28 protein-coding genes are annotated in these 26318 nt (G+C 37.1%); 14 read left to right on the top strand and 14 right to left on the bottom strand.

Annotated features, from left to right (window positions below; translation table 11 throughout):
- Nucleotides 1–74 precede the first annotated feature (74 nt).
- Nucleotides 75–233 (top strand): hypothetical protein, encoded by a 159-nt coding sequence (locus tag VZD24_RS08370; RefSeq protein WP_279447130.1) that lies wholly within the window; start codon nt 75–77, stop codon nt 231–233.
- Here the strand turns inward: VZD24_RS08370 and VZD24_RS08365 are convergent.
- From VZD24_RS08365 to VZD24_RS08335, 7 genes are all read right to left on the bottom strand, one after another.
- Nucleotides 230–505 carry an ATP-dependent Clp protease adaptor ClpS gene (locus VZD24_RS08365; protein ID WP_279447129.1) on the bottom strand — a complete coding sequence of 92 codons (276 nt, stop codon included), beginning with the start codon at nt 503–505 and terminating at the stop codon, nt 230–232. The genes VZD24_RS08370 and VZD24_RS08365 overlap by 4 nt on opposite strands.
- 53 nt (nt 506–558) lie before the next feature.
- Nucleotides 559–1392, bottom strand: coding sequence for a 50S ribosomal protein L11 methyltransferase (gene prmA / locus VZD24_RS08360; protein WP_342687394.1), 834 nt, complete (start codon nt 1390–1392; stop codon nt 559–561).
- A gap of 77 nt (nt 1393–1469) precedes the next feature.
- Nucleotides 1470–2222, bottom strand: a complete 753-nt coding sequence (gene tpiA, locus VZD24_RS08355) for a triose-phosphate isomerase (RefSeq protein ID WP_342687393.1) — start codon at nt 2220–2222, stop codon at nt 1470–1472.
- 34 nt (nt 2223–2256) lie between these two features.
- Nucleotides 2257–2736 carry a TlpA family protein disulfide reductase gene (locus VZD24_RS08350; protein ID WP_279447126.1) on the bottom strand — a complete coding sequence of 160 codons (480 nt, stop codon included), beginning with the start codon at nt 2734–2736 and terminating at the stop codon, nt 2257–2259.
- A 49-nt stretch (nt 2737–2785) separates the two neighbouring features.
- Nucleotides 2786–3862: an ABC transporter permease gene (locus tag VZD24_RS08345; protein WP_342687392.1), complete on the bottom strand. Its 1077-nt coding sequence runs from the start codon at nt 3860–3862 to the stop codon at nt 2786–2788.
- Nucleotides 3863–5578, bottom strand: coding sequence for a BT_3928 family protein (locus VZD24_RS08340; RefSeq protein ID WP_342687391.1), 1716 nt, complete (start codon nt 5576–5578; stop codon nt 3863–3865).
- 28 nt (nt 5579–5606) lie between these two features.
- Entirely contained in the window at nt 5607–6179 is a 573-nt protein-coding gene (locus VZD24_RS08335; RefSeq protein WP_279450245.1) for a DUF1599 domain-containing protein, read from the bottom strand.
- Between the two features lie 133 nt (nt 6180–6312).
- On the opposite strand from VZD24_RS08335, the gene folP reads away from it, so the two are divergent.
- Both folP and VZD24_RS08325 read left to right on the top strand, forming a co-directional pair.
- Nucleotides 6313–7140, top strand: a complete 828-nt coding sequence (gene folP / locus VZD24_RS08330; protein ID WP_342687390.1) for a dihydropteroate synthase — start codon at nt 6313–6315, stop codon at nt 7138–7140.
- Nucleotides 7141–7190: 50 nt separating this feature from the next.
- Nucleotides 7191–7964, top strand: a complete 774-nt coding sequence (locus VZD24_RS08325) for a diadenylate cyclase (protein WP_279447122.1) — start codon at nt 7191–7193, stop codon at nt 7962–7964.
- Nucleotides 7965–8120: 156 nt separating this feature from the next.
- Here VZD24_RS08325 and VZD24_RS08320 read toward each other — a convergent pair whose 3' ends face one another.
- A complete protein-coding gene (locus tag VZD24_RS08320) occupies nt 8121–9890 on the bottom strand; it encodes an ABC transporter ATP-binding protein (RefSeq protein ID WP_279447121.1) in 1770 nt (589 codons plus the stop codon).
- A 63-nt stretch (nt 9891–9953) separates the two neighbouring features.
- Entirely contained in the window at nt 9954–10703 is a 750-nt protein-coding gene (gene truA, locus VZD24_RS08315) for a tRNA pseudouridine(38-40) synthase TruA (RefSeq protein ID WP_342687389.1), read from the bottom strand.
- A 104-nt stretch (nt 10704–10807) separates the two neighbouring features.
- Here truA and VZD24_RS08310 point away from each other — a divergent pair, with 104 nt between their 5' ends.
- Nucleotides 10808–11299 (top strand): metallophosphoesterase family protein, encoded by a 492-nt coding sequence (locus VZD24_RS08310; protein ID WP_342687388.1) that lies wholly within the window; start codon nt 10808–10810, stop codon nt 11297–11299.
- Nucleotides 11300–11425: 126 nt separating this feature from the next.
- Here VZD24_RS08310 and VZD24_RS08305 read toward each other — a convergent pair whose 3' ends face one another.
- Nucleotides 11426–11836, bottom strand: coding sequence for a DUF4293 domain-containing protein (locus tag VZD24_RS08305; RefSeq protein WP_279447117.1), 411 nt, complete (start codon nt 11834–11836; stop codon nt 11426–11428).
- Nucleotides 11837–12038: 202 nt separating this feature from the next.
- On the opposite strand from VZD24_RS08305, the gene rho reads away from it, so the two are divergent.
- Both rho and VZD24_RS08295 read left to right on the top strand, forming a co-directional pair.
- Entirely contained in the window at nt 12039–13796 is a 1758-nt protein-coding gene (rho, locus tag VZD24_RS08300) for a transcription termination factor Rho (RefSeq protein WP_279447116.1), read from the top strand.
- A 128-nt stretch (nt 13797–13924) separates the two neighbouring features.
- Entirely contained in the window at nt 13925–15673 is a 1749-nt protein-coding gene (locus tag VZD24_RS08295) for a M14 family metallopeptidase (protein WP_342687387.1), read from the top strand.
- On the opposite strand, the gene VZD24_RS08290 is transcribed toward VZD24_RS08295, so the two are convergent.
- Nucleotides 15635–16264, bottom strand: a complete 630-nt coding sequence (locus tag VZD24_RS08290; protein ID WP_279447114.1) for an NUDIX hydrolase — start codon at nt 16262–16264, stop codon at nt 15635–15637. The two genes, VZD24_RS08295 and VZD24_RS08290, sit on opposite strands and share 39 nt — an antisense overlap.
- Nucleotides 16265–16271: 7 nt before the next feature.
- On the opposite strand from VZD24_RS08290, the gene pyrE reads away from it, so the two are divergent.
- Both pyrE and VZD24_RS08280 read left to right on the top strand, forming a co-directional pair.
- Nucleotides 16272–16913: an orotate phosphoribosyltransferase gene (gene pyrE, locus VZD24_RS08285; protein ID WP_279447113.1), complete on the top strand. Its 642-nt coding sequence runs from the start codon at nt 16272–16274 to the stop codon at nt 16911–16913.
- Between the two features lie 73 nt (nt 16914–16986).
- Nucleotides 16987–17379 (top strand): SRPBCC family protein, encoded by a 393-nt coding sequence (locus tag VZD24_RS08280; RefSeq protein ID WP_279447112.1) that lies wholly within the window; start codon nt 16987–16989, stop codon nt 17377–17379.
- A 189-nt stretch (nt 17380–17568) separates the two neighbouring features.
- Here VZD24_RS08280 and VZD24_RS08275 read toward each other — a convergent pair whose 3' ends face one another.
- The gene (locus VZD24_RS08275) at nt 17569–18300 is read right to left on the bottom strand and encodes a biotin--[acetyl-CoA-carboxylase] ligase (protein WP_342687386.1); all 732 of its coding nucleotides are present in this window, start codon (nt 18298–18300) and stop codon (nt 17569–17571) included.
- An 89-nt stretch (nt 18301–18389) separates the two neighbouring features.
- Between VZD24_RS08275 and rsfS the strand changes: the two genes are divergently transcribed.
- The 6 genes from rsfS (at nt 18390) to VZD24_RS08245 (ending at nt 23224) form a co-directional block, all read left to right on the top strand.
- The gene (rsfS, locus tag VZD24_RS08270; protein WP_342687385.1) at nt 18390–18779 is read left to right on the top strand and encodes a ribosome silencing factor; all 390 of its coding nucleotides are present in this window, start codon (nt 18390–18392) and stop codon (nt 18777–18779) included.
- Between the two features lie 14 nt (nt 18780–18793).
- Nucleotides 18794–20755, top strand: coding sequence for an ATP-dependent zinc metalloprotease FtsH (ftsH, locus tag VZD24_RS08265; RefSeq protein WP_279447109.1), 1962 nt, complete (start codon nt 18794–18796; stop codon nt 20753–20755).
- Nucleotides 20756–20868: 113 nt separating this feature from the next.
- Nucleotides 20869–21483 (top strand): LUD domain-containing protein, encoded by a 615-nt coding sequence (locus VZD24_RS08260; RefSeq protein WP_342687384.1) that lies wholly within the window; start codon nt 20869–20871, stop codon nt 21481–21483.
- Nucleotide 21484: 1 nt separating this feature from the next.
- A complete protein-coding gene (locus VZD24_RS08255) occupies nt 21485–22318 on the top strand; it encodes a phosphatidate cytidylyltransferase (protein WP_279447107.1) in 834 nt (277 codons plus the stop codon).
- Nucleotides 22308–22958, top strand: coding sequence for a phosphatidylserine decarboxylase family protein (locus VZD24_RS08250; protein ID WP_279447106.1), 651 nt, complete (start codon nt 22308–22310; stop codon nt 22956–22958). The genes VZD24_RS08255 and VZD24_RS08250 overlap by 11 nt, the downstream gene beginning before the upstream one ends.
- A complete protein-coding gene (locus VZD24_RS08245) occupies nt 22958–23224 on the top strand; it encodes an acyl-CoA-binding protein (protein ID WP_279447105.1) in 267 nt (88 codons plus the stop codon). The genes VZD24_RS08250 and VZD24_RS08245 overlap by 1 nt, the downstream gene beginning before the upstream one ends.
- 19 nt (nt 23225–23243) lie before the next feature.
- On the opposite strand, the gene VZD24_RS08240 is transcribed toward VZD24_RS08245, so the two are convergent.
- The gene (locus VZD24_RS08240) at nt 23244–23486 is read right to left on the bottom strand and encodes a hypothetical protein (protein ID WP_279447104.1); all 243 of its coding nucleotides are present in this window, start codon (nt 23484–23486) and stop codon (nt 23244–23246) included.
- 193 nt (nt 23487–23679) lie between these two features.
- On the bottom strand, nt 23680–26310 hold the full coding sequence (locus tag VZD24_RS08235; RefSeq protein ID WP_342687382.1) for a valine--tRNA ligase: 2631 nt from the start codon (nt 26308–26310) through the stop codon (nt 23680–23682).
- Nucleotides 26311–26318 lie beyond the last annotated feature (8 nt).

Genomic DNA, 26318 nt, shown 5'->3' with positions numbered 1-26318 from the left:
ACGTGGTTTTTTTATGGAAATATTTAGAATCTTTTATTTCCTTTTTTCTATTTTAGACTGTTTAAAACCAACCTATGACTAAGATAGTAAAAGACTCTGACAATAAAACCGAAAAAGACTATATTTTTCAAGACAATAAAAAAACCCGCTTTGGTGCAGGTTTTATAGTAATTGTATTAATACTTTTAATAATAGCGGTGGTACTTTCCGCCATATATTTTGAGTGGTATTAGATAATTTCAGCGCTCAATCCAGCTTCCAAAAGCATACTGCAGCGCGGTTTTAAATCGCTAAACTCACCGGTCTTAACCGTACACTTTCCTTTATAATGCACAATTATAGAACATTGTTCGGCTTGTTCCGGCGTGTGTTCGCACGCAAAAATTAAACTGTTTATTACGTGGTCAAAGGTGTTTACATCGTCATTGTAAAGTACAATTTCATTTAGATTGCCTTCCATTTCTTCAACCGATACATCTTCCTGTATTTTTTCTCTGGTACTCAAAGCGTGCTAATTATAAATTTGTTAAAAACGGATTTTCGACCAATCCGCAACTACTAAATTACAAATTTTGCGGCAACCCAATTATTTTTTTCCTTATTCTCAACGAAAGTAAAACCCAGATTATTGCAAGTTTCCGTTATAATTGGCAAATCTTTAGTATAAAATCCGCTTAGATATAGGGTTCCGCCTTCGTCTAAGCAACTTCTATAGCGTTCCATATCGTTCAATAGAATATTTCGGTTTATGTTGGCGATAATAACATCGTATTTTTTTTCCGAAAGCAAGGTTGCATCGCCTAAATAAACTGAAATTTTACTACAGTTGTTTCTTTCAATGTTTTCAATTGAATTTTCATAACACCATTCATCAATATCAATTGCATCTAGTTTCGCAGCGCCGCGCATTTCGGCCAAAATTGCCAATACAGCCGTTCCGCAGCCCATGTCTAACACAGTTTTATCTTCAAAATTGTTTTCCAAAACAAATTGAAGCATCATAAAAGTAGTTTCGTGATGCCCCGTCCCGAAAGACATTTTAGGCTCAATTACAATGTCGAAATCAAAATTTTTCTTAGGATGAAATGGTGCACGAACTATACATTTACCGTCTACTTCAATAGGATCAAAATTTTTCTCCCACTCAGAATTCCAGTTTACTGGGGCTATTTCTGACGAAGTAAATTCAATCTTGAATTCTTTCGACTTGACGATGTGGATTTTGTCTAAAGCGCCAAAGTTCATCTTATCAAATTGGATATAAGCTTTAACGCCTTCTTCAGTTTCTACAAAACTTTCAAAACCTGCGGAACCTAATTCGGCAATAAGAATTTCGGTGCCGGGTTGAAGCGGCTCCACTTTAAAAATATATTCAATATATGTATGAGACATTGTATTTTAAATTCGTATAAAAAATTAAAAGCTCAAAATCCGTGATAGTGCAATTTACAAAAATCTGCAATTAATTTTTAGTAAAAAGCATTTACAATTTCCATAAAACTTGCAACCTTTAGCGAAGCACCGCCAATAAGACCTCCATCCACGTCGGGTTGTTTAAAAATTTCAGTTGCATTGTCGGGTTTAACGCTTCCTCCATATAAAATTGAAACCCCATCGGCAATTTCTTCTGAATAGTTTTCGGCAATGGTTTTTCTTATAAAGTGGTGCATCTCCTGCGCCTGCTCCGGGCTGGCAGTTTCGCCGGTACCAATTGCCCAAACAGGTTCATAAGCAATTATTACAGATTCCCACGCCTTATTTGACGTATGAAAAAGTCCTTCGGAAAGTTGCGTTTTAATAATTTCAAAATGTGTGTTGTTCCTTCGGTCTTCCAATTCTTCACCAATACAGAAAATTATTGTCATTTCATTTTCTAGTGCCGTATTTACCTTTTCGGCAAGGGTTGCATTGTCTTCCATAAAATAAGCACGTCGCTCACTATGCCCTAAAATAACGGTATTTGCTCCTATGCTTTTTAGCATCTTGGCAGAAATTTCGCCCGTAAAGGCTCCTTCATTACTTTGGTGCATATTTTGTGAAGCAACGGTTACAGGGTGCTCGCGCAAAGAGTTAAATGCGTGGTTTAAACTTGTAAACGGCGGTGCTATCATTATTGTTACATTTTCTGGAAAAACTTGTTTTTTTAACTCAACTAAAAACATTTCCGTTTCTGCTAAATCATTATTCATTTTCCAGTTTCCAGCTACTATTTTTTTTCTCATAATCCGGCCCGAATAAACGGGTATGTTTTTAAAATTAGTTTTTCAATTTAATTAATAAATTTTCATCATTGGCTTTAATGGCTTTGTAAAGGCTTATTTCGCCTTCGGTATTTATCACCATATATCTGGGAATCCAGTCTAAATCTATAGACGAACAAAAAGCGCCTTTCCAACCTGCGGGTATAAAATAATTTTCGCCCACCACGCCGTATTTTTCAATTCCATTTTTCCAACTATCAATTTCCTTATCCAATGACAGAAACAAAAATACAACCTCTGGATGATCCTTTTGAAGTTGCTGTACCATTGGCATTCCCTCAATACAATCTTTGCACCAACTGGCCCAAACATCTATTAATACGGTTTTTCCTTTGTATTGTTGAAGTATTTCTGAAAAGCGAATTTCAGTTTCATCTTCCGATAGAAACACCTCATTTAAAGCTGCTTCCGAAAAATATTTTTGTTGTGCCTGAGCGAAATTAAAAAAAACCAACAGTAAAAATAGCGTTCTCATAAATAGTGTTTTTTAATACATATGCGAAATTTGCATTTTGCAAAAATTATTACTGACGACTTATTTTCGGGTCTAACCAGCCATAAATTATATCTACAAAAATATTAATTACAATAAACAAAGTGGCTATAACAATTACAGCCCCCATAATAACGGGTAAATCCAATGTATTTAGGGCGTTTACAATTTCTTTCCCCAGACCATTCCAACCAAAAATGTATTCTACAAAAACGGCACCCGCAAGCATACTCGCAAACCATCCGGAAATTGCAGTAACCACTGGGTTCAATGAATTTTTTAGCGCGTGTTTCTTTATAATCTGGTAAAAAGGAAGCCCTTTTGCCTTTGCCGTACGAATATAATCTTGATTTAAAACTTCGAGAAGGGAATTACGCATTAACTGGCTTACAACGGCCAATGGACGAATTCCCAAAACAACTGCGGGAAGGATTAGGTTTTTCCATTGAATGTATTTTCCGTTGCCAAAATCGTCTACGGCATACAGACTTCCGGTCATATTTAAATGGGTGTATTGGTGAAGTAAAAAACCAAAAACCCAAGCAAAGATAATTGCACTAAAAAATGAAGGTACGCTCATTCCCAGAGTACTCAATAATTGAATTGCCTTATCGATAAATCCATCTTTAAAAAGCACCGAGATTATTCCGAGCAAAACACCTACGATCATTGCAATAACAATTGCAGATACGGCAAGAATAAAAGTGTTGGGTAGTGTTTCGGCTATTACGGCACTTACTTCTTTTCCATTCTTTTGAAAAGATTCGCGTAGGTAGGGCGTTTTTATAACAACGTTGGTATTGCCAACCGAAAATAAAAGTGTTGCATTGTATTTACCCTCGGCAAGGAAAGTGTAATCTGATGGGTTTTTACTGTGAAATGACAGAAGCGACAAGTCGTTTAAATATCGAACGTATTGTATTGAAACGGGCTGGTCAAAACCATATTTCTTTTTTACGACGGCAAGCTGTTCGGCAGTTTCATTTTGGCCTAACATCATGCGTGCTGGATCGCCCGGTAAGATTGTAAACAAGAAGAAAATTACGGATATAACTCCAAACAATGTAAGCAATGCATAACCCAATTTTTGAAGTATGTACCCTACCACTTATTGTTGGTTTATTTGTTCCATTGTACGCGGCTCATAAATAAAATCCTCTCCAAAAAGTATTTTGGCATATACTTCAATAGGTTCTTCAAAACCAGCATTTTTACGTCTTTCGTTTACAGTTTCAGCATCGGCAATTGGCCAAATAAACGAGCCTCGGGCGTCATCATAACTCATGCCTTGGGTACCATATATTTGCGGCTTTCCTTCCATCATTAAATAACGGTCTTCCATCATTGCAGCGGAAGTTTTTGGGATTTCACCTTCGGCAGCTGCTTTCTTTACCAAAGGAAGATAGAGAGGAATTTTATCTGGGTTGTGTTGTAAAACATGCCAAGCTACAAGACTCGATTCTTCACCAACTACAGATTTTCCGGGGTAGCCTTTTTCAATAAAATACTTTTCAACAAAAATCATGTTAACGCTGTCCAGTACACTTTGCATTTTTGCCAAATCACCACTGTATTCAGCTTCTGATAAACCCATTTTTTCGCCCAAGGTTTTGCGCTCTTCCAAGGAGCGAGCCTGCATTAAATTGCGGTATTTTTGGTCGAGTACCGAAATGCTGTCCAATCGTTGTTTTAGTGAAAGATCTAACTTAGGTTTTGCATTTTCAACCACAGGTAGCTGTATTTTTTGAGCGTCGTTCCAGTGCAGTTTTTGTTTTATTGTTCCGTTATCCAACTCCAATATTCCCGGATTGCTGCGGACGATGGTTTTTAGCGTAGTTTCATCGCAGAAATAAAACTTAAAATTAAGTTTGTAATCTGCAACTAACGCTTCGGTCATTTCCTGCGAAGAAGCCGAAAGACCAATTACATTATATCCGTTCTTTAAAGCTCTATCGGTTATTTCCTTTATGGGAATATACCCGTCTTTTTCAGTATTTCCAAGGCTGTAGGCAACAATTACAACTAAATTTTCCTCTGCTAAAAATTGTTCGGTATAATCCTCGCCGTCGCGTTCCATCGTAAAATCGTGAATGGGCGGGGTGTACCCTTCTTGGATCATTTCGGTTTCGGTGCTAATAAGCTCTCCGTCAACTTGAGGATATTCGCCATTTGTTGTAATAACTATTTCCTCGCCATTACTGTTAAATTTCCATTTGTATTCATAAATGGGCCCCGGGGCATTCTCGGGCACGGTCATTCCTTCTTTAATATTTGCGCCAATTTTATAGGGACGAAAATCAATTATAGGCAGGTGAAGCAATACATAATAGGTAACTCCCAAACACCCAATAAAGGCTATAAATATTAAAATGCTTCGAATTTCGCGTGTAAAAAATGGCTGAATGTACTTTCTACCTACAAATAGAATTACAATTAAAACAAGTAAAATTACATCTTTGGTAAATGACTCCCACGGAGTAAGTTTAATGGCATCGCCAAAGCAGCCACAATCTGTAACCTTGTTAAAATAAGCCGAATAAAAAGTTAGAAATGTAAAAAACACAATCATCAACATTAAAGCCCAAAGTGTTGCCTTTTTTAGATAGCCTAATAACAAAGCAACGCCAACCAAGACTTCAAAAATCACTAAGAAGATGGCTATCAATAATGCATAGGGGACTAAAAAACCGAGATCTAAAACTTCGGGTGCGAAATAATCCTTCAACTTAAATGAAAACCCAACGGGATCATTCAATTTTATTAAACCGCTTATTATAAAAAGTATCCCAACAATTACTCGTGATATTCCTACTAATATTTTCATTCTATATTGCTTTTAATCTTTTCTGTGTTTACTCACTTTTATTTCCTTTACTCCCACCTTCCTTACTTTCATCTAAATGTATTAATGCAAAAATGGCGTAATTTACCATATCCTGATAATTGGCATCAATTCCTTCAGAAACCAACGTTTTTCCTTTATTGTTTTCAATTTGTTTTACACGAAGTAATTTCTGAAGAATTAAATCTGTTAGCGAACTCACCCGCATATCGCGCCAAGCTTCGCCATAATCGTGGTTTTTATCCATCATTAATTGTTTGGTCCTTGCAACATGCTCGTCATAGAGTTGGGTTGCTTCTTCCAAAGATAAATCCGGTTGCGCTACTACTCCTTTTTCAATTTGAATTAAAGCCATCACCGAATAATTCACAATTCCTATAAATTCGCTGGTTTCATCCTCTGCTATCTTTCGCTCTGCATTTTGTTGCAATCCGCGAATGCGTTGTGCTTTTATAAAAATTTGATCGGTTAACGACGGAAGCCGAAGTATTCGCCACGCGCTTCCGTAATCGTGCATTTTGCTGATAAACAACTGTCTGCATTTTTCTATCTGGTCATTGTATTGATTTGAAGTATCGGCCATCCGTGAATTGTAAGATTTTGCGTAAATTTCGCTTAAATAGTTCAAAGTTCAAAGTTGAATGCTTAAAGTTATTCGCCAATGGGCAGATTAACCAAAAGTTTTTGAATCTTAAAAGCGAAAAAAGTTTAAAAAATTGCACACAATTAATTGCCACGGCACGCTCATCGATTTTTCAGTTCCCAAAGTAATGGGAATAATAAACGTTACGCCCGATTCATTTTACGACGGTGGAAAATCGTTTACCGAAGATGAAATTTTAAAGCAAGCCGAACAAATGCAGGCCGAAGGCGCTACGTTTTTAGATATCGGAGGGTATAGCACACGGCCGGGAGCAGACGAAATTTCGGAAAGCGACGAAATTGAACGCGTTGTAAAAGCCATAAAAATAATTTTGAAAAACCTTCCCAATGCGCTGCTATCGGTAGATACTTTCCGAAGCGCGGTTGCCATAAAAGCGGTTGAGGCAGGTGCTGCAATTGTAAACGATGTTTCTGGTGGAACTTTAGATGCCAGAATGTACAAAACAGTTGCAAAATTGAAAGTACCCTATATTTTAATGCATATGCGCGGCACCCCAAAAACAATGGCACAACGAACCGATTATAACAACGTAACACTTGAAGTATTAAAACATTTATCCGAAAAAATAGCCCGAGCCCGCGCCGAGGGTATCCACGATATTATTGCCGATCCAGGTTTTGGATTCGCAAAAACACGCCAACAAAGTTTTCAAGTTTTGAATAATCTTGAACTTTTTCAAAACTTGGGAATTCCAGTTTTAGCGGGTATTTCACGAAAATCAATGATTTATAAAACGCTAGAAACCAATGTCGAAAATGCCTTAAACGGAACAACTGTACTAAACACAGTGGCACTTTTAAAGGGCGCATCTATTTTGCGAGTTCATGACGTAAAGGAAGCGGTTGAATGTGTAAAATTGTTTCAAAACCTAAAATCTTGAACGCAATCCATTAAAATTTTTAAAGTACTTTTACAAAAAAACGCACCCACTTGGATTTTCTCGACATTCGAATTATAGATATTGTAGATATTGTGCTGGTAGCATTCCTGCTGTATTACCTCTATAATTTGGTAAAAGGTACGGTGGCCATTAATATTTTGGTGGGTATTATTATTGTTTACGCAATTTATGTTTTTACCGAACTCTTGGAAATGCAACTATTAAGCAAGATTCTGGGAGGCTTTTTGGGTGTTGGAATGTTCGCTTTGGTTGTAGTTTTTCAACCCGAAATTAGAAAGTTTTTATTGATGTTGGGTTCTACAAATTTTAACGCACGACGCCGTATATTAAAACAATTTAAATTTTCCAGTAGCGATAGCTCACTTAAAATTAACGTGGCCGGAATTATCGCTGCCTGTAAAAAAATGTCTAGTACAAACACCGGTGCATTAATTGTTCTGCAGCGAAACAACAGTCTGGAATTTGTAAAAAATTCCGGAGACGAAATGAATCTGGAAGTCAATCAACCTATTATTGAAAGTATATTTTTTAAAAATAGTCCGTTGCACGACGGCGCTATGATCATTGAAGAAAACAGAATTACAGCCACAAGGGTTATTTTACCAGTTTCTAACGACAGAAAAATTCCGTTGCGCTTTGGGCTTCGGCACCGCGCGGCCGTTGGTATTACTGAAAAAACCGATGCTGTATGCCTAGTGGTTTCGGAAGAAAATGGTCAGATTTCATATTTAAAAGACGGCGATTTTGTTCTTTATGAAAACCTCGAAGAACTTTCAAAAATTCTTAAGAAGGATTTGAGCTAAATTCGCGGCAAAATTTTAATCCTTCGCTTCTTAAGAAATTAGCTGTTTCCGAAGAATACCTGAGCTTGTGTAATTAATAAGAGCCTGCGTCATTTCAATAATTCAACATTTAAAGCAAGGAGCTTTTTTACTATAATTTGTTGTTTCGCGTTGGGGTTAGGAAGCTACTTCTTCTGCAATAAATTGCACATCGTACAGATTTCTATAAAACCCTTTTTCTAATTTCAATAAGGTTTCGTGAGTGCCTTCCTCAACAATTTTTCCGGCATCCATCACAATAATTTTATCTGCTTTTTTAATAGTAGCCAATCTGTGTGCAATTACTATTGAAGTACGGTCTTTGGTAATTTTATCTGTAGCTGTCTGAATTAATTCTTCGGAATAGGTATCTACTGATGAAGTGGCTTCGTCTAAAATTAAAATACTCGGTTTGCTAACATATGCCCTCAAAAACGAAATAAGTTGTCGCTGGCCTGAGGAAAGCATACTGCCTCGTTCTTTTACATTGTACTGATAGCCGCCGGGAAGCGATTTTATAAATTCGTGAACGCCAATTTCCTTAGCAGCGGTAATTACTTCTTCTTCTGAAATATCTGGATTGCCAAGCGTAATATTGTTTAAAATGGAATCTGCAAAAAGGAAAACATCTTGCAGCACCACCGCAATTTGACTGCGAAGCGAATCTAAACTATACTCTTTTATTGAAATGGAATCAATGGTAATTTCGCCACTGTTTATTTCGTAAAAACGATTTAAAAGATTGATAATGGTGCTTTTGCCAGCACCTGTGGCACCAACAATAGCAATTGTTTCGCCGGGCTTAGCATTAAATGAAATACCTTTAATTACCTCTTCGCCTTCGTTGTAACCAAAATAAACATTTTTAAAGGCTATTTCGCCTTTGGTACTTTTATAATCTACGGTTCCGGTATCGGCAATATGGGCTTTTGTATCGAGTATTGCAAAAACCCGATTTGCAGCTACCATACCCATTTGCAGGGTGTTAAATTTATCTGCAATCTGCCGAAGAGGCCTAAAGAGCATTTCGGTATATTGTATAAAAGCAACAACTATACCCAGGGTAATCGCTCCGCCACTAATTACATTTAATCCGCCGTACCAAACCAATAATCCTGTAGCTACAGCTCCTGTCATTTCTGCAATTGGAAAGAAAATTGAGTTATACCATACTGTTTTTATCCACGCTTTTCGGTGTGCTTTATTTATTTCTTGAAAACGTTCATATTCGGTTTTTTCACGGGTAAAAATTTGCACTATTTTCATTCCCGTAATTCGTTCTTGCACAAATGTATTTAAGTTGGCAACTTGATTTCGCACATCTTCAAAAGCAACTTTCATCGCTTTCTGAAAAACTCGGGTTGCGTATAGAATAAAAGGCAAAACTGTAAATGCAATTAAGGACAATTGCCAACTTTGATAAAGCATAAATCCGGCAATTACAAACATTTTTAAGAGGTCGCTTATAATCATAAACAAGCCTTCGCTAAAAATACTGGATATCGTTTCCACATCGTTTACAGCTCGGGTTGTCAATCTTCCGACGGCGCTTTTGTCAAAATATTTCATTTTAAAGCTCATCATTAAGCGGAAGAGTTTCTGACGCAAATCGCGGATTACACTTTGCCCGAGATAATTGGTGTAAAAAATAAAAGCGAATTGAAAAATAACCTCCAGAAAAAGCACAATTACCATTAAAATAATGTACTTCATAAATCCTTCGCCATCCTTTGGAACCATAGAATTGTCTATGGCCAACTCTAAAAGATAAGGCCGCAACACGGCAAGTCCGGACATAATAATTGCCGCAAAAGCCACAAAATAAAATATAAAGCTATACGGTTTTGTAAAAGCCAATAAACGCTTAAAGAGCTTAAAATCGAATGCGTTGCCCGTTTTTTCTGACACTGTTATTTATTAATTCGTTAAATGAGTATGTTAATTGGTACTATAAAATATATGCCATTGTTTTTAATTTCTTAAAAAAATAGAATCAGGATACACAACCTTTGTTAAAAACAAGCCTTGGGCTGGAGCCGAAGCCCCTGCATTTTCTCTGTTTTTGCTTTGCAATATTTCGCTAAACTCTTCAATTGTAGTTTTTCCGAAACCTACATCTAACAGCGTTCCCACAACGGCACGCACCATATTTCGCAGAAAACGATCTGCCACAATTGTAAAAGTAAGCTTATTATTTTTAGCTTCCCACTGTGCTTTTACAATTGAACAATGATACGTTTTTACGTCGGTATTGGTACGTGAAAAGCATTGAAAATCTCTATGATGCAATAGCAATTCAGCAGCTTGGTTCATTAAAATAACATCTGGAGTTTTATGCAATTGAAACGAAAAATCCTGTAAAAAAGGATCTTTACCCAATATTACGATGTACTTGTACGCTCTTTCAGTTGCGTGAAAACGTGCGTGCGCATCATCTTTAACCTTAAAAAATTTTTTTACTGAAATATCTTTCGGAAGAAACGAATTTAATCTATACACTAAAGCTTCCAAATCTTCAATTACATCAAAATCAAAATGGGCAAAAAGTTGCTTTGCGTGTACGCCGGCATCGGTTCTTCCGGCGCCGGTAAGTTTTAATTGCTTCCGAAGTAAAGTTGAAAGCGCCTCCTCTAAAACCTGTTGTACACTATTTTGTTCGGGCTGGCGCTGCCATCCAAAATAATTTTTACCGTTATAGGCTATTTCTATAAAATATCGCAATTCACCATTTTTTCAGAATCGACAAAATTACAATTTACAGACCAGCATTTATGTTATAACTTTGAAAAACTTAATACCTTCGCCAAACACCAATCCTATCTATTTTGAAAAAAATTCTGCTTTTAAGCGACACCCACAGCTACATAGACGAAAAAATATTGACGTATGTAAAACAAGCAGATGAAGTTTGGCACGCTGGCGATATTGGAGATCTTTCGGTGACCGATGCCATTAAGAAAATAAAACCACTTCGCGCTGTGTACGGCAATATTGATGGCACTGAGGCAAGAATAGAATTTCCGTTACACAATCGTTTTATGTGCGATGGGGTTGATGTCTGGATTACACATATTGGCGGTTATCCCGGTAAGTACAATCCCTCCATTCGGCACGAAATTTACGCCAATCCACCAAAGTTATTCATCTGTGGCCATTCGCATATTTTAAAAGTTATGCCAGACAAAAGTACAGGTTTGCTACATATGAATCCCGGTGCGGCCGGAAAACACGGATTTCAAAAAGTACGCACCATGCTCCGTTTTGAAATTGAAGGGGAACTTATTAAAAATTTGGAGGTAATTGAGTTTGAGAGATAATTTTTACAGCTGAGAATCTTTAATGTTTTTAAGGTTTATTTTAAAAATTTCAGCAGTATCAAAATAACAAAAAACCCCCAAAGGTGGCATCCTTCAGGGGTTTTGCACTAATATACCAAGATTGGTTTATCGTAAACGATCAACAGATTTTACAAGATCCTCATCCTTTTTAATGGCCTTGTTGGCCAGCACTAAAAATACGATAGAAATGATAGGAAGAAGCACCCCAATACCCTTCTCTGAAACTAATGTTTCTCCGGATAAAGTAAGCGATCTGTAAACGAAAACTCCTAGTAATACAAAGTTTGATATAATGTTTAAACGGTTAAGAACAAATTGTGTTTGCCGTTTTTTAAAACTTAAAATTGAAATTATGGCCAGTGCAATAGAGACGAATATTAGAATAAAAACCAAAGGCTCGTCGCGCTCTATGATTGCTGTGCCGTTTTCGCCTAAAACAACTGGAAACCAATAAAATAGCACACCCATAATTAGGGCCGAAACAATTAAATATATAGTTTGAATACGTTGAATCATCGTGCAAAAACTTAAATGCGCAGCAAAAATACAGTTTCTTTTTAAAAAAAATAACAGTACTTTTTAATTTATTATTGTATTATTGCAGTAACAATACGTAACCAACTCAATAAGGGTTACTTAGTCTTCGAAAAACTTTCAACGTACTTATTCTTCTCTATAGAAACACATTAGTATAAACTTTAACTACAGTATTCAATACATGTTTGAAATTTCAGAATTAAAAAACAAAAAGCTTCCTGAACTTCAGGATATCGCTAAAGAACTCAATGTGCCGAAATATCGCACACAAAAAAAATTAGACTTGGTATATCAAATTCTAGACTACCAAGCCGCAAATCCCAAGGCTGTTAAGGCAGTCTTGAATGCAGACACTTCTGCCCCCGACACAAAAAAAGACGATAAAGCCCCTTCCGCCTCGGACAAAGCTGAAAAAGACAATAAATCCAATCAGCAAAAAAGCAATAGCCGAAACAAAAAAACACAGCCTCAAAAGCAACAACACACTAAAAAAAGTGATGATGCAAAAAAAGCTGATGACCCCAAAAAAGGTGATGACAATAAAAAAGGTGGCGACGACAAAAAAAGTGCTGACGATAAAAAGCATACTTCAGATAAGCGCTCTTCTAACGATAAAGGCGACAAAAAGAATAGCGATAAAAAACAGCAACACCAAAAATCTGGTGCTAATGATAATAGGCAGAAGCATCAGCGCAGTGATAATTCAAATTCAGACAACCGTCAAAAGCACCAAAGCCACAAGCAAAAAGATGGCAATACGCACGACAACCGAAACAATGGCAATAAAGATTCTCGCAATAGATACAGAGAACCGGATTACGAATTTGACGGTATAATTGAAAGTGAAGGCGTACTAGACATTATGCAGGATGGCTACGGATTTTTACGATCAAGCGATTATAATTATTTATCATCTCCAGATGATATTTACGTTTCGCAATCGCAGATTCGTCTATTCGGATTAAAAACCGGCGATACGGTTTTAGGCGAGGTACGCCCACCTAAAGAAGGTGAAAAATACTTCCCGTTAATCAAGGTGGTAAAAATAAATGGCCTAAACCCTAATGTGGTTCGCGACCGTGTATCTTTTGAGCATTTAACACCGCTTTTCCCCCAGGAAAAATTTAATATTGCAGATAAGCAAAGTACCATATCAACACGAATTATAGATTTATTTGCGCCTATCGGTAAAGGCCAACGTGGTATGATAGTATCGCAACCTAAAACGGGTAAAACCATGTTGCTAAAAGATATTGCGAATGCAATTGCTGCAAACCATCCCGAAGTGTACCAGATTGTTCTGTTAATTGATGAACGCCCGGAAGAAGTTACCGATATGCAACGAAATGTTAGAGGCGAGGTAGTTGCATCTACTTTTGATAAAGAGGCAACTGAACACGTTCGCGTAGCAAACCTGGTAATTGATAAAGCAAAAAGATTGGTAGAATGCGGCCACGATGTGGTAATTTTGTTAGATTCTATTACACGTTTGGCAAGAGCTTACAACACGGTACAACCTGCAAGCGGCAAAATTTTGAGTGGTGGTGTAGATGCAAATGCACTACATAAACCAAAACGCTTTTTTGGAGCTGCCCGTAATATTGAAAATGGAGGTTCCTTAAGTATAATTGCTACTGCATTGACCGAGACCGGTTCTAAAATGGACGAAGTAATTTTTGAAGAGTTTAAAGGAACTGGAAACATGGAGCTTCAATTGGATAGAAAAATTTCCAACCGACGAATTTTCCCGGCGATAGATCTTACTTCATCAAGTACACGCCGTGATGACTTGTTGCTCGATGAAAATACAATTCAGCGAATGTGGGTATTGCGCAAATATCTTGCAGACATGAATCCTGTTGAAGCAATGGAGTTTATTAACGACCGCATTAAACAAACCAGAAATAACGAAGAGTTTTTAATTTCAATGAATGGTTAAAAATTTTTAAAACCGAATAAATTGAGCCCTGCAAAATTTTGCGGGGCTTTTTTATGCGTAATATTTCGCTCCTTGTTCCAGAAAATGTCATTTTTGGTTCTTTATATTTGTTCTTTATAAATATTTCAATGAAAAACATCGTTTTCTTTTCCTGTATTCTTATTGCCGTACTTATTGGTTCTTGCCAGAATATTTCGGCACAAACCTTAACCACCACTTTCGAAAATTCAAATGGTCTTAAAACTGGCACCTATTCCGAAACAATAAATTTCTATTTATTACTCGAAAAGAAATTTCCTTCAATTAGTGTTTTTGAAATTGGACAAACAGATAGCGGTTTTCCGCTGCACGTGGTGCTTTTTGACCCTGATGATAAAACCCATTCAAAAGAAACATTTTCTAAAAACGGTAAAAACGTAATTTTAATTAATAACGGCATCCACCCCGGCGAGCCAGACGGAATTGACGCTACGATGCTGCTATTTAGAGATTATGCCGAAAATAAAATCACCTTGCCCAAAAACACCATTATCGCCACAATTCCTGTGTATAATATTGGCGGTGCATTAAATAGAAACAGCACATCCCGCACTAATCAAAACGGACCCAAGGAATACGGCTTTCGTGGAAACGCGCGCAATTTTGATTTAAATCGCGATTTTATTAAAGCCGACACCAAAAATTCCAGGGCCTTTTCCGAAATATTTCACTGGTTAAACCCTGATCTATTTATAGATAATCACGTGAGTAACGGAGCCGATTACCAATATATACTTACCCACCTCTTTACGCAGCACAACAAATTAGGAGGCGCCTTAGGCAACTATTTGCACAGCTCATTTATGCCGCAATTGGAAGATTCGCTTCAAAAAAAACAATGGGATATTACTCCATATGTAAATGTTTTTAATCAAGTTCCGGAGAACGGATTTTCGCAATTTATGGATTCGCCGCGCTATGCGTCGGGATACACTACCTTGTTCAATACACTGGGGCTCACCGTAGAAACACATATGCTAAAACCTTACAAACAAAGGGTTGAAGGCACTTACGAACTAATGAAAAGTTTTATAAATATTGCTGATGAAGATGCAGAAAAAATAAAAATACTTCGCAGAAATGCAGTTGAAAAATTTAAAACAAAAAGCCACTACCCTCTTACGTGGCGAGTAGATTCTTCAAAAACAACAACACTCTCTTTTAAGGGATTCGAAGGTAAAATGATACCGAGCAAAATTACCGGTGCCATGCGTTTAAAATATTTTAGAGATAAACCCTTCACAAAAAATGTTACCTATTACAACTATTTTAAAGCGGCAGATTCCGTAACAATTCCTTCGGCATACATTATTCCAAGAGGATATTGGAATGTAATAAACTTGTTAAAACTAAATAAAATTGAATTTTCAGAAATTAAAAACGACACCACATTACTCGCCGAAGTATACCACATTAAAAATTTTGAAACCGTAAAAAATGCTTATGAAGGCCATTATTTACATTATAATACTCGGGTAAGCAAAAGCATAGAAAAAGCTACAGTAAAGAAGGGAGATATTTTAGTAAATACACAGCAAGCGGGTGTGCGTTACATTATAGAAACATTAGAACCCACGGCTCCCGACTCCTATTTTAATTGGAATTTTTTCGACGCAATCTTGCAACAAAAAGAAGGGTTTTCTCCATACATTTGGGAAGATTTGGCTGAACAATTTCTAAATAAAAATCCTACCGTAAAAAAAGCATTCGAAGCCAAGAAAAGCTCTGATCCCGATTTTGAAAAAAACTGGTATTTCCAATTAGATTGGATTCACAAACAATCGCCAAATTACGAAAAATCACACCTCAGATATCCTATCATTCGGGTGGGTGGTTAAATATTCTTTTGGAAAGAGTAGCTTAATATTTTCATAAGAGTCTTGTAACGCTTTTTGCGATTTTTCGAAATCTTTCCATTTTACTTTTTTAATACCTTCTTGGGCTTCGGGAATTAACGCACCATCGTAATCGCTGAACATTTTATACCAGTAGGTAACTTTTAAGCGAAATTTTCCGTTACGCGTAAATACGTGGTAGGTAGTCATTATAAAATCGCGAATCTCCAAATCCTTCACTCCTGTTTCTTCAATAACTTCGCGCATGGCAGCTTCACGATGCGTTTCTCCTTTTTCAATTTTTCCTTTCGGAAGATCCCATTTCTTATTTCGGCGTATAAAGAGAATTTCATTTTTACTGTTGTAAACCATCCCACCGGCAGCTTCTACAACTTTAATTTTTTTCCGCAGAAAACGATCTAATTTTTCGGCATTTTTATGATAGAGATTAACATATAGCAGCTCGCCGTTATTTATTTTTTTTACCAATTTTTTAAAACGAGCTTGTTTTAAAGGAATGGTAGTGTAGTGCTCCCCAATATTTTTCTCCGTAGAGAGAATAATGGGAATATCTTTTACAAAAACTTTATACATTTGCACAATGATATTAAACAAAGATACGGCACAAAAAACCGCGGCATTATTACTGCAAATTAATGCAATAAAATTGCAACCGCAAAACCCTTTTACATGGGCTTCTGGATGGAAATCGCCAATTTACTGCGATAATCGCATAACACTTTCCTACCCAATGATTCGGAATTACATTCGTGAAAACCTCGCAAAACAAATAGAAGAATTGTACGGAAGGCCCGATATAATTGCCGGCGTTGCTACTGGTGCCATAGGTATTGGTATGTTGGTTGCCGACTATTTAAACGTTCCGTTTTGCTATGTTCGTCCGGAGGCAAAAGGCCACGGCCGCCAAAATAAAATTGAAGGTCATATAGAGCCCAATTCCAACGTGGTGGTCGTAGAAGATTTAATAAGCACCGGTAAAAGTAGCCTCATGGCCGTAGAAGCTTTAAAAGAAGCTAATGTTAATGTAAAGGGAATGGTTGCTATTTTCAGCTACGGATTTAACGTTTCGGAAACTAATTTTAAAAAGGCAAACGTAACTTTAAATACCCTCAGCAATTATGAAATGTTGTTAGAAGAAGCTGAAAGTTCAAAATATATTAATGCGGAAGAAGCAGGATTACTCTCGGAATGGCGCAATAGTCCTGAAACTTGGGGACAGTAACTATAGGTTCGAGTTTTAATAAATTTGAAGTAGCTCGCAGCCGAAAAGTATTAATCATTAAGAAAAAGTTTAGATGAAATTAAATAGTAAAGAAGTAACCGTTCAAAAATCTGCAGAAGATCTTTGCGATTTTTTAACCGACGTAAAGAATTTTGAAACCTTAATGCCCGAAAATATCAGCAAATTTGAGGTTATCCGCGAAAATGCTTTTGTTTTTGGCTTAAAGGGAATGCCCGAAATAGCATTGGAAGTAAAAGAAGTTGAAAAGCCAAGCAAGGTTGTTTTGGGAGCTATCAGCGATAAAATTCCTTTTACATTAACTGCCAATATTGAAGCGGTTTCAGAAAACACGGCTACCGTGGCTTTGTATTTTGAAGGCGAATTCAATTCTATGATGGCTATGATGATAAAAGGTCCGATTTCAAAATTTATAGATACGCTTGTATCAAATATGGAGCAACTTTAACATTCGTTATTAATTCTTAGTAAAGTAGTACCGCGCCTATCCTGCAAGGTCTTTTTTCTGACCTTGTAGATATAACCCTGTAGGTCAATTTCTGACCTTGTAAGGTATCATTTCCAACCACGAAAAACCTACAAGGTTTCAACCCCGAAAAACCTACAAGGTTTTAAAAACCTTGCAGGAAGCGAGCAGTTAAAAAATCAATTTAACTTCTTTCAATTGGAATTTCCGAAACCCTTGATTTTCGGTATCCACTAAAAGTTCGCCAATTTCTGAAACCCCTTTAATTATTCCGTTAAAGTGTGAAGCTGTTGGCGTTTCAAAAACGGAAACTTTTTCTTTCTGAAATAAATGGTTTTCGTAAAGCTGTTTCATTTTCAGAAAGTCATTTTGGGATAGCATTTCTAAATTGTTAAAAACACTTTTCAGAATTATTTGCAGCACTTCGTCCAGTTGAAATGTTTTGCCGGTTGCGAGCTTTAAGGAGCCAGCTTGTGGTAATTTTAAAAAATGCGTTTCATTCACATTAATACCTATGCCAATTACCGCTTGTTTTACAAAATTGCCCTCCAGAACGTTCTCAATTAATATTCCACCAATTTTCCTTTTGGCTGACAATATGTCGTTTGGCCATTTTATTGAAATATTTGGTATATTTAATTCGTTCATCGCTGCAGCGATACCCAGTGAAACTGCCATTGAGATGGCAAACTGTCGTTCTGCCAAAAGCCCGTTAAACACTTTAAAGATGCTGAATGTAAGGCTTTGGCCTTCACGGGAACTCCAACCATTTCCCATTTGGCCACGACCCGAAAGTTGTTTGTTGGTAACCACCACGGTTTCATCTTGCAGCTGCGTTTCCTTTGCTAACTGCTTTAAGTAACTATTGGTAGAATCGATGGCATTAAGTTTGATTATATTCAAAACGATAATTATGTTTAGTATTACGTTTTTAAAGCAGTTCAAGAAACAAAAAAGTAATAACTTTGCGAAATAGAAAAGAAAAATAATTAATGCAGAAAAAACAAACAGGCTTGCCCGATGAGGTGGGAACAGATCAACTTATTGCCCAAATAATTACTGGGATAGAAGATGTAAAAGGCCAAGATATTGAAATTCTTGACTTACGAGATATAGAAAACACCGTTTGTGACTATTTTATAATCTGCAATGGTACTTCCAATACACAAGTTAACGCCATTGTAAACTCCGTTCAAAAATCCGTTAGTAAAGCTTTAAAGGAAAAACCGTGGCACGTTGAAGGCAGCGACAACTCGGAATGGGTATTAATGGACTATGTACATGTTGTAGTTCATGTATTTCAAAAGCACATTCGCGAGTTTTATGATATTGAAGGGCTTTGGGGCGATGCAAAATCGGTTAAAATAGAAACAACACATTAAAAGAGAACAGCCCTATGGCCGAAGAAAATAAAAACAAAAATAAAAAGAGCGACTCAAAAAAGCCAAAACCAAATTATTACTGGATCTACGGAGCAATAATCCTGTTGTTTTTTGGCCTCCAAATATTCGGGGGCGGTAGCTGGTCGCAACCTGCAAAGACCAACCAAGCCAAATTTGAAGAGTTTTTAAAAAATGGTGATGTTGCTAAGGTTGATATTATTAATAAAAAAATAGCCAAAGTTTATCTTACGCAAGAGGCCAAACAAAAGGAGGTTCACGCTAAAAAAGGAGATACTCCCGCATTTTTGGCTCCGGGACCAAACGATCCCGATTATCAATTTGAATTTGGTGATTTACAGTTATTTCAAAAAGATTTTCAGGATATAAAAGCCGAAAATAATCTACCTGCAACCTTAAATTTTGAAACAGACAGCAATGTTTGGGGCGATATTTTAATGGGTATTTTACCCTTCGTTATAATTATTGCCATTTGGATTTTTATTATGCGCCGTATGTCTTCTGGCGCTGGTGGCGGTGCTGGCGGACAACTTTTTAATATCGGAAAGTCTAAAGCAAAATTATTTGACGAAAAAACCGATGTAAAAACCACTTTTAAAGATGTTGCCGGTCTTGAAGGAGCAAAAGAAGAAGTACAGGAAATTGTAGATTTCTTAAAACAACCCGATAAATACACCTCATTAGGAGGTAAAATTCCTAAAGGAGCTTTGTTAGTTGGCCCTCCGGGAACAGGTAAAACTCTTTTGGCAAGAGCCGTTGCAGGCGAAGCTCAGGTTCCATTCTTTTCACTGTCAGGATCAGATTTCGTTGAAATGTTTGTCGGAGTGGGCGCATCGCGTGTTCGCGACTTATTTAAACAAGCTAAAGATAAAGCACCGGCCATTATTTTTATCGATGAAATTGATGCTATTGGACGTGCAAGAGGAAAAAATAATTTTTCCGGAAGCAATGATGAACGCGAAAATACACTAAACCAGCTCTTAACAGAAATGGACGGTTTTGGCACCAATACAAATGTGATTGTTTTGGCAGCTACCAACCGAGCCGATGTATTAGACAAAGCCCTTATGCGCGCAGGACGTTTTGACAGACAGATATACGTTGACCTTCCAGACGTTCGCGAACGCAAAGAAATTTTTGAAGTACACTTACGCCCTATTAAAAAGGACGAAAATCTAGATACAGATTTTCTTTCAAAACAAACACCTGGATTTTCGGGTGCAGATATTGCGAATGTTTGTAACGAAGCCGCATTGATTGCCGCTAGAAATGGTAAAAAATCTGTTGGAAGACAAGATTTCCTAGACGCCGTTGATAGGATAGTAGGCGGTCTTGAAAAGAAAAACAAAATAATGACAATGGACGAAAAACGTGCCATTGCATTTCACGAGGCAGGTCACGCCACCGTTAGTTGGATGCTGGAACACGCTGCTCCCTTGGTAAAAGTAACCATCGTACCACGTGGCCAATCTTTGGGTGCCGCTTGGTATTTGCCCGAAGAGCGACTCATCATCCATCCAGAACAAATGCTGGACGAAATGTGCGCTGCTCTTGGAGGTCGTGCCGCAGAAAAAGTTATTTTCGACCGAATTTCTACCGGAGCTTTGAGCGATCTTGAAAAAGTTACAAAACAAGCTCGAGCTATGGTAACTATCTATGGGCTGAATGACAAAATTGGAAACCTAACCTATTATGACAGCAGCGGACAATCTGAGTATAATTTCTCAAAGCCTTACAGTGAAAAAACTGCCGAATTAATTGATAAGGAAATTTCTCTTCTAATTGAAACCCAGTATCAACGGGCGGTAAAGCTCTTGGAGGAAAACAAAGATAAATTAACCGAACTGGCGAATGTATTACTCGAAAAAGAAGTGATCTTTAAAGATAACCTTCAAAAGATTTTTGGAGATCGTCCGTTTGAAAAACCAGAAGAAGTAACCAGAGCGGCAACAACTTAATTGTTGCCGTTAACTGGTAGCCTTAAAACTTTATTTTGCAGGTGTTACAACTTCAATATAGATTTTATATATTTGAAGTATAAGATGCATAAAAACTTCTCAATTCATTATAAATGAGTCTATTTAAAAGACTTCTAAATCCCAATTATAAAAAATCGGATGGGAAGGCTAAAAGAGCCCAACATGCCGACCATAGCAGTTATTACCCCGAACAGAAACTTCCGGTAGATGAAAAATTTACCTTTAAATTCAAAAATAACGGCGGTAAATTTATCTATTGCGAAAATTGGGAAGAGATTACTGAAGCTTTTGACAATATAATGCTAGAGAACGATTGGTACGAGCAAGATGTATTTTGTATTAACAAACAATTGTGCCAAAAATTTGATGGTTTCAACCTCAACTTCGGCAGTTCAGAAAAAGCTACCTTCTTTCTTTCTAATTGCGAATCGTTGGTTGCCAATAACGGTTCTATCTTGTTATCTTCAAATCAAATAAAAGAAAAGAAGTTAAAGGAATTGCCTCTAAACGTTATAATTTTTGCAACCACTAGCCAGTTGGTAGATACAATTAGTGAAGGTTTGCGAATAATTAAAAACCAAAGTTCAGGTTACATTCCAAGTAACATCACTACAATTCAAGACTTTGAAACTGAAAAAGAAAAGGATTTTATGAGTTATGGAAGTAGCACAAAAAACCTATATTTGTTGCTACTGGAAGACTTATAATATGAAGGAAATTCTCATACGGACCCTCTCGGGCGTATTATACATTTCGATCATCATTTTTGCAATGTTCACCTCGCGCGAATGGTTTATGGGGCTCTTTTTTGTACTCGCAATTATTACTTTAAGTGAATATTTAAAACTAGTTCATCTAACCAGTTATTTAGCATACTTTATACTTGCAGCAGGGTTTTACTTTTTAAGCTATCGCGTATTTTCAGAAAATGCCGTGTACTTACTATTAATCTTAAGTGGATTTGTAAATCTGTACTTATTGAAAGATGTATTGTGGACGAGCAAAATTCCAATGTTTGAAAAGAAAAAATACATAACTGTAATTTTCTACATTATTAGTGGTTTTATATTTCTTACGCTTATTCCCGTTTTAGACATTAGCGGAAAGTTTAAACCCGAAATAATCGTTGCCGTTTTTATATTAATTTGGAGCAACGATACATTTGCTTTTCTAATTGGTAAAAACTTTGGAAGGCATAAGCTTTTAGAACGTATTTCGCCTAAGAAAACAATTGAAGGATTTGTAGGGGGTTTAGCAGGCACTCTTTTGGCAGGATTTGTTATCTTTAAGGTATTGCAAACGCACCGTCTTTTCGATGCGCAAATTTACCCATTGTGGGTTTGGATAACGATGGCTGTAATTATATCGGTTTTTGGTACTGTGGGCGATCTTATTCAATCAAAATTTAAAAGGCAGGCAGGTGTAAAAGATAGCGGAATTATTATGCCCGGTCATGGTGGTCTGTACGACAGATTAGACAGTATAATTTATGCCAGCCCATTTGTTTATGCATTTTTATTAATTGTTGACAATGTTTCATAAAGAAGGATTTAAAATTATTTTTATTGCACTGGTACTCGTTATTGGGCTTAGCCTTTTGGCGAATATCTTTATTGACCATCCAACCATTCGCGGGGGTGTAATTATTTCGTTAATAATACTTTTGCTTTTGGTTTTACAGTTTTTTAGGAACCCAAAACGAAATTTTTTGGTGAATCCAGATCAAGTGCTCTCCTCTGTAGATGGTAAAGTTGTAGTTATTGAAGAAGTTTTTGAAAAAGAATATTTTAACGATAAGCGACTTCAAGTATCTGTTTTTATGAGCCCCATAAATGTACATATTACTCGGTATCCGGTAGCGGGAAAAGTGGTTTACAGCAAATACCATCCAGGCAAATATTTAGTGGCTTGGCACCCGAAGTCTTCCGAAGAAAATGAACGCACTACCGTAGTGGTGAAGAATGATGCCTTTGGAGCTATTTTATTTAGACAAATTGCAGGAGCACTTGCAAAACGAATTGTAAACTACGCTAAAGTTAATCAGGAAGTTAATCAAGCGGACGACAGTGGTTTTATAAAATTTGGGTCGCGTGTAGATATATTTTTACCTCTCGATGCTAAAATAAAAGTTGCTCTCAATCAAAAAGTTAAGGGAGGAATTACAGTAATTGCCGAAAAATAATGACTTCTGAAGAATTAGACATCGCTTTTAAAAATGCGGTAAAGAGCATTAACAATCATCAAGAGCCTTTTCCGGCCGATGTACTGTTGCGTCTCTACGCATATTACAAGCGCGCAACCAACGACGCCCACCAACCCAGCGGAAGAAAACCGCATATTTCTGCCTTTAAAACCAATGCGCTATTCCAAACTCGTGGCCTCACTCCAGATGAAGCAAAAGAACTTTATATAGAAGCCGTAAACCAATATTTTTTATACCGCAAATAGTGTGGGTCTTGCAAACGGCTTAAGATTGCTGGGCTTTGTTAAATTTAATTTCGTATTCTTCAATTGCGGCAGCAATCTTTTCAACATTTATTGATGCGCGTTCGTGTGCTGCTTCCATTGCTTTTTCAAGATCTTTATCGGGGTGCTGAAACAAATCGGTTATTACGTGGTTAATTTTGTCGATAATACTTTTTTGACTGTTTTTAATATCTTCCAATTTGTGCAGCATTGCCTGCATTTCATTATATTTTGACTGATCCATAATTGTTGGGTTTTTATACAAGTTACGAATATCCAGCCGCATTTTAAAATCAACACAACTCATTTACAGTAATTTATAGGTATTTTAAAACCATAAGATGTAAAAATTTACCGTTCAGATATTTCGATCATTGAATTCAATTATGCGAATTCTACGAAAATACCGGAACGGTAAGATTGTAATTTAGCTCAACCTACTTTAATCCTTCAAGGCTTGATTTTAGGGTTTCAATCTTTGCAAGGGCATCTGCTTCTTTTTGTCTTTCCAGAGCAACAACTTTTTCTGGAGCACCACTTACAAAGCGCTCATTTTTTAATTTTCCTTGAACACTTTTTAAGAAACCTTCGGTGTATTTAAGTTCTTCAGAAAGTTTTGCTATTTCTTCTTCTACATTAATAGCGCCGGCAATAGGTATAAAATATTCGTTGCTCTTTACGCGAAAGGTAAGTGCGCCATCCAGTTTTTCTGAAATATAATTTAATTCCGAAACATTGCCAAGCTTTGCTATTACAGCGTCAAATTCTTTTGAAGCCCCTTCACTATTGAGTACGGATAGTGTAATTGCGTCTTTAAACGAAATATTCTTTTCCTTTCTAATGGTTCTAATTCCTGAGATAACTTCCGAAGCAAATTCAAAATCTCGTATTATCGGTGCATTGAACGAGTTCATTTTTGGCCATTCAGAAATAATTAATGCTTCCTGACTATCGCGTTGTGTGATATGCTGCCAGATTTCTTCAGAAATAAATGGAACAAATGGATGTAAAATCTTTAAATTATCTTCCAACACCGAAATTACTTCCAAATAAGTTTTTTCTGAAATCTTTTCTCCAAACGGCGGTTTTACCATTTCTAAAAGCCATGAGCAGAAATCGTCCCAAACTAATTTATAAGTTGCCATTAAAGCATCGCTGATACGATATTTGCCGTAGTGATCTTCAATTTCGGCAAGTGTTTTCTGGAATTTACTCCGGTACCACTGTAGCGCAATTACATCGCTTTGCGATTGTTCCATTTCTGTGGAAACTTCCCAACCGTCTATTAATCTATACGCGTTCCAGATTTTATTTACAAAACCACTTCCTTGTTTACACAGATCTTCATCAAACATTAAATCGTTGCCCGCGGGGGAGCTTAGCAACATACCCACACGAACGCCGTCTGCGCCGTATTGCTCCATCAACTCAATTGGATCTGGAGAATTACCCAATGATTTGCTCATTTTTCTACGCTGTTTGTCGCGTACAATACCTGTTAAGTAAACATTGGTAAACGGTTTTTCATTTCTGTATTCGTAACCAGCAATTATCATTCGCGCTACCCAGAAAAACAATATTTCGGGAGCGGTAACTAGGTCGTTGGTTGGATAATAGTAGTTTACTTCCTTATTGTCTGGCTCCAAGATTCCGTTAAAAACGGAAATAGGCCAAAGCCAAGACGAGAACCAAGTATCCAAAGCATCGGGATCTTGTGTTAAATCGGTAGCTTTTAAATTGGCATTACTTGTTTTTTCTTGCGCTAGTTTTACTGCCTCTTCAATATTTTCGGCCACTACAAAATCTTCTTTCCCATCGCCATAAAAATAGGCCGGAATCTGTTGGCCCCACCATAATTGTCGCGAGATATTCCAATCCCGAACGTTTTCCATCCAGTGGCGATAAGTATTTACAAACTTTTCGGGCACTAGGTTTACATCCTTTTCAAGCACAGCATCTAAAGCAGGTTGTGCAAGTTCCTTCATTTTAAGAAACCATTGGTCGCTTAATTTTGGCTCAATTACGGCACCAGTACGTTCACTGGTTCCAACCTTGTGGAGATGGGTTTCAATTTTTTTAACCACACCCATTTCTTCAAGCTCTTTTACAATTTCCTTTCGAACCACAAAGCGATCCTTCCCTTTGTAGTGTAGACCATTACTGTTTAAAGTACCATCATCGTTAAGTATATCTACAATTTCTAAATTGTGCTTATCGCCCAGCATTTTATCATTTTCGTCATGAGCAGGAGTTACTTTTAAGCAGCCTGTTCCAAATTCTACATCTACATATACGTCTTCAATTATAGGAATTATACGATTACAAACTGGAACGATTGCTTTTTTACCGCGAAGGTGTGCAAAGCGTTCATCATTTGGATTTATACAAATAGCAGTATCGCCCAAAATGGTTTCGGGACGGGTAGTTGCGATGGTTAGAGTTTCGCTGCTACCTTCTATTTTATAATTTAGGTAATAGAGATTACCTTGTTTTTCTTCATAAATAACTTCTTCGTCCGAAAGGGTAGTTTTAGCTTGCGGGTCCCAATTTACCATTCGGAAGCCTCGGTATATATTTCCTTTACGATAAAGATCTACAAACACTTTAACAACAGAGGCAGACATTTCATCATCCATGGTAAATTTGGTGCGTTCCCAATCGCAGGAAGCACCAAGTTTTTTTAACTGCTCGAGGATTATTCCGCCATGTTTATGCGTCCATTCCCAAGCGTGCTCTAAAAATTCTTCTCTGGAAAGAGTTGTTTTATCTATTCCTTCTGCTTTTAATTTTGCAACCACTTTAGCTTCAGTGGCAATAGATGCGTGATCGGTTCCCGGTACCCAGCAAGCATTAAAACCCTGCAAACGGGCACGGCGAATTAGCACATCCTGCAATGTATTGTTTAGCATATGCCCCATATGCAATACGCCCGTTACATTGGGCGGTGGAATTACGATGGTGTATGGCGTTCTTTCGTCAACTTCAGAATGGAAATAGCCATTTTCCATCCAGTAGCTATACCACTTGTTTTCAATCTGTTTTGCATTATATTTTGCTTCTAAAGCCATACTTTGGT

Origin of the sequence: Aequorivita flava (assembly GCF_038742595.1) — a bacterium.
Classification (GTDB): Bacteria; Bacteroidota; Bacteroidia; order Flavobacteriales; family Flavobacteriaceae; genus Aequorivita; species Aequorivita marisscotiae.
Note: the sequence above shows the minus strand (reverse complement) of the source record. Positions and strands in the feature narration are given on the sequence as shown.

Bases quoted from the DNA above. Each gene is read 5' to 3' on its own strand.
- VZD24_RS08250 (WP_279447106.1), top strand. From the start codon at position 22,308: ATGTTTCATAAAGAAGGATTTAAAATTATTTTTATTGCACTGGTACTC.
- ftsH (WP_279447109.1), top strand. From the start codon at position 18,794: ATGGCCGAAGAAAATAAAAACAAAAATAAAAAGAGCGACTCAAAAAAG.
- VZD24_RS08350 (WP_279447126.1), bottom strand. From the start codon at position 2,736: ATGAGAACGCTATTTTTACTGTTGGTTTTTTTTAATTTCGCTCAGGCA.
- VZD24_RS08295 (WP_342687387.1), top strand. From the start codon at position 13,925: ATGAAAAACATCGTTTTCTTTTCCTGTATTCTTATTGCCGTACTTATT.
- VZD24_RS08255 (WP_279447107.1), top strand. From the start codon at position 21,485: ATGAAGGAAATTCTCATACGGACCCTCTCGGGCGTATTATACATTTCG.
- rho (WP_279447116.1), top strand. From the start codon at position 12,039: ATGTTTGAAATTTCAGAATTAAAAAACAAAAAGCTTCCTGAACTTCAG.
- pyrE (WP_279447113.1), top strand. From the start codon at position 16,272: ATGATATTAAACAAAGATACGGCACAAAAAACCGCGGCATTATTACTG.
- VZD24_RS08305 (WP_279447117.1), bottom strand. From the start codon at position 11,836: ATGATTCAACGTATTCAAACTATATATTTAATTGTTTCGGCCCTAATT.
- VZD24_RS08335 (WP_279450245.1), bottom strand. From the start codon at position 6,179: ATGGCCGATACTTCAAATCAATACAATGACCAGATAGAAAAATGCAGA.
- VZD24_RS08370 (WP_279447130.1), top strand. From the start codon at position 75: ATGACTAAGATAGTAAAAGACTCTGACAATAAAACCGAAAAAGACTAT.
- VZD24_RS08245 (WP_279447105.1), top strand. From the start codon at position 22,958: ATGACTTCTGAAGAATTAGACATCGCTTTTAAAAATGCGGTAAAGAGC.
- VZD24_RS08340 (WP_342687391.1), bottom strand. From the start codon at position 5,578: ATGAAAATATTAGTAGGAATATCACGAGTAATTGTTGGGATACTTTTT.
- VZD24_RS08280 (WP_279447112.1), top strand. From the start codon at position 16,987: ATGAAATTAAATAGTAAAGAAGTAACCGTTCAAAAATCTGCAGAAGAT.
- VZD24_RS08240 (WP_279447104.1), bottom strand. From the start codon at position 23,486: ATGGATCAGTCAAAATATAATGAAATGCAGGCAATGCTGCACAAATTG.
- tpiA (WP_342687393.1), bottom strand. From the start codon at position 2,222: ATGAGAAAAAAAATAGTAGCTGGAAACTGGAAAATGAATAATGATTTA.
- VZD24_RS08290 (WP_279447114.1), bottom strand. From the start codon at position 16,264: ATGTATAAAGTTTTTGTAAAAGATATTCCCATTATTCTCTCTACGGAG.
- VZD24_RS08235 (WP_342687382.1), bottom strand. From the start codon at position 26,310: ATGGCTTTAGAAGCAAAATATAATGCAAAACAGATTGAAAACAAGTGG.
- VZD24_RS08260 (WP_342687384.1), top strand. From the start codon at position 20,869: ATGAGTCTATTTAAAAGACTTCTAAATCCCAATTATAAAAAATCGGAT.
- prmA (WP_342687394.1), bottom strand. From the start codon at position 1,392: ATGTCTCATACATATATTGAATATATTTTTAAAGTGGAGCCGCTTCAA.
- rsfS (WP_342687385.1), top strand. From the start codon at position 18,390: ATGCAGAAAAAACAAACAGGCTTGCCCGATGAGGTGGGAACAGATCAA.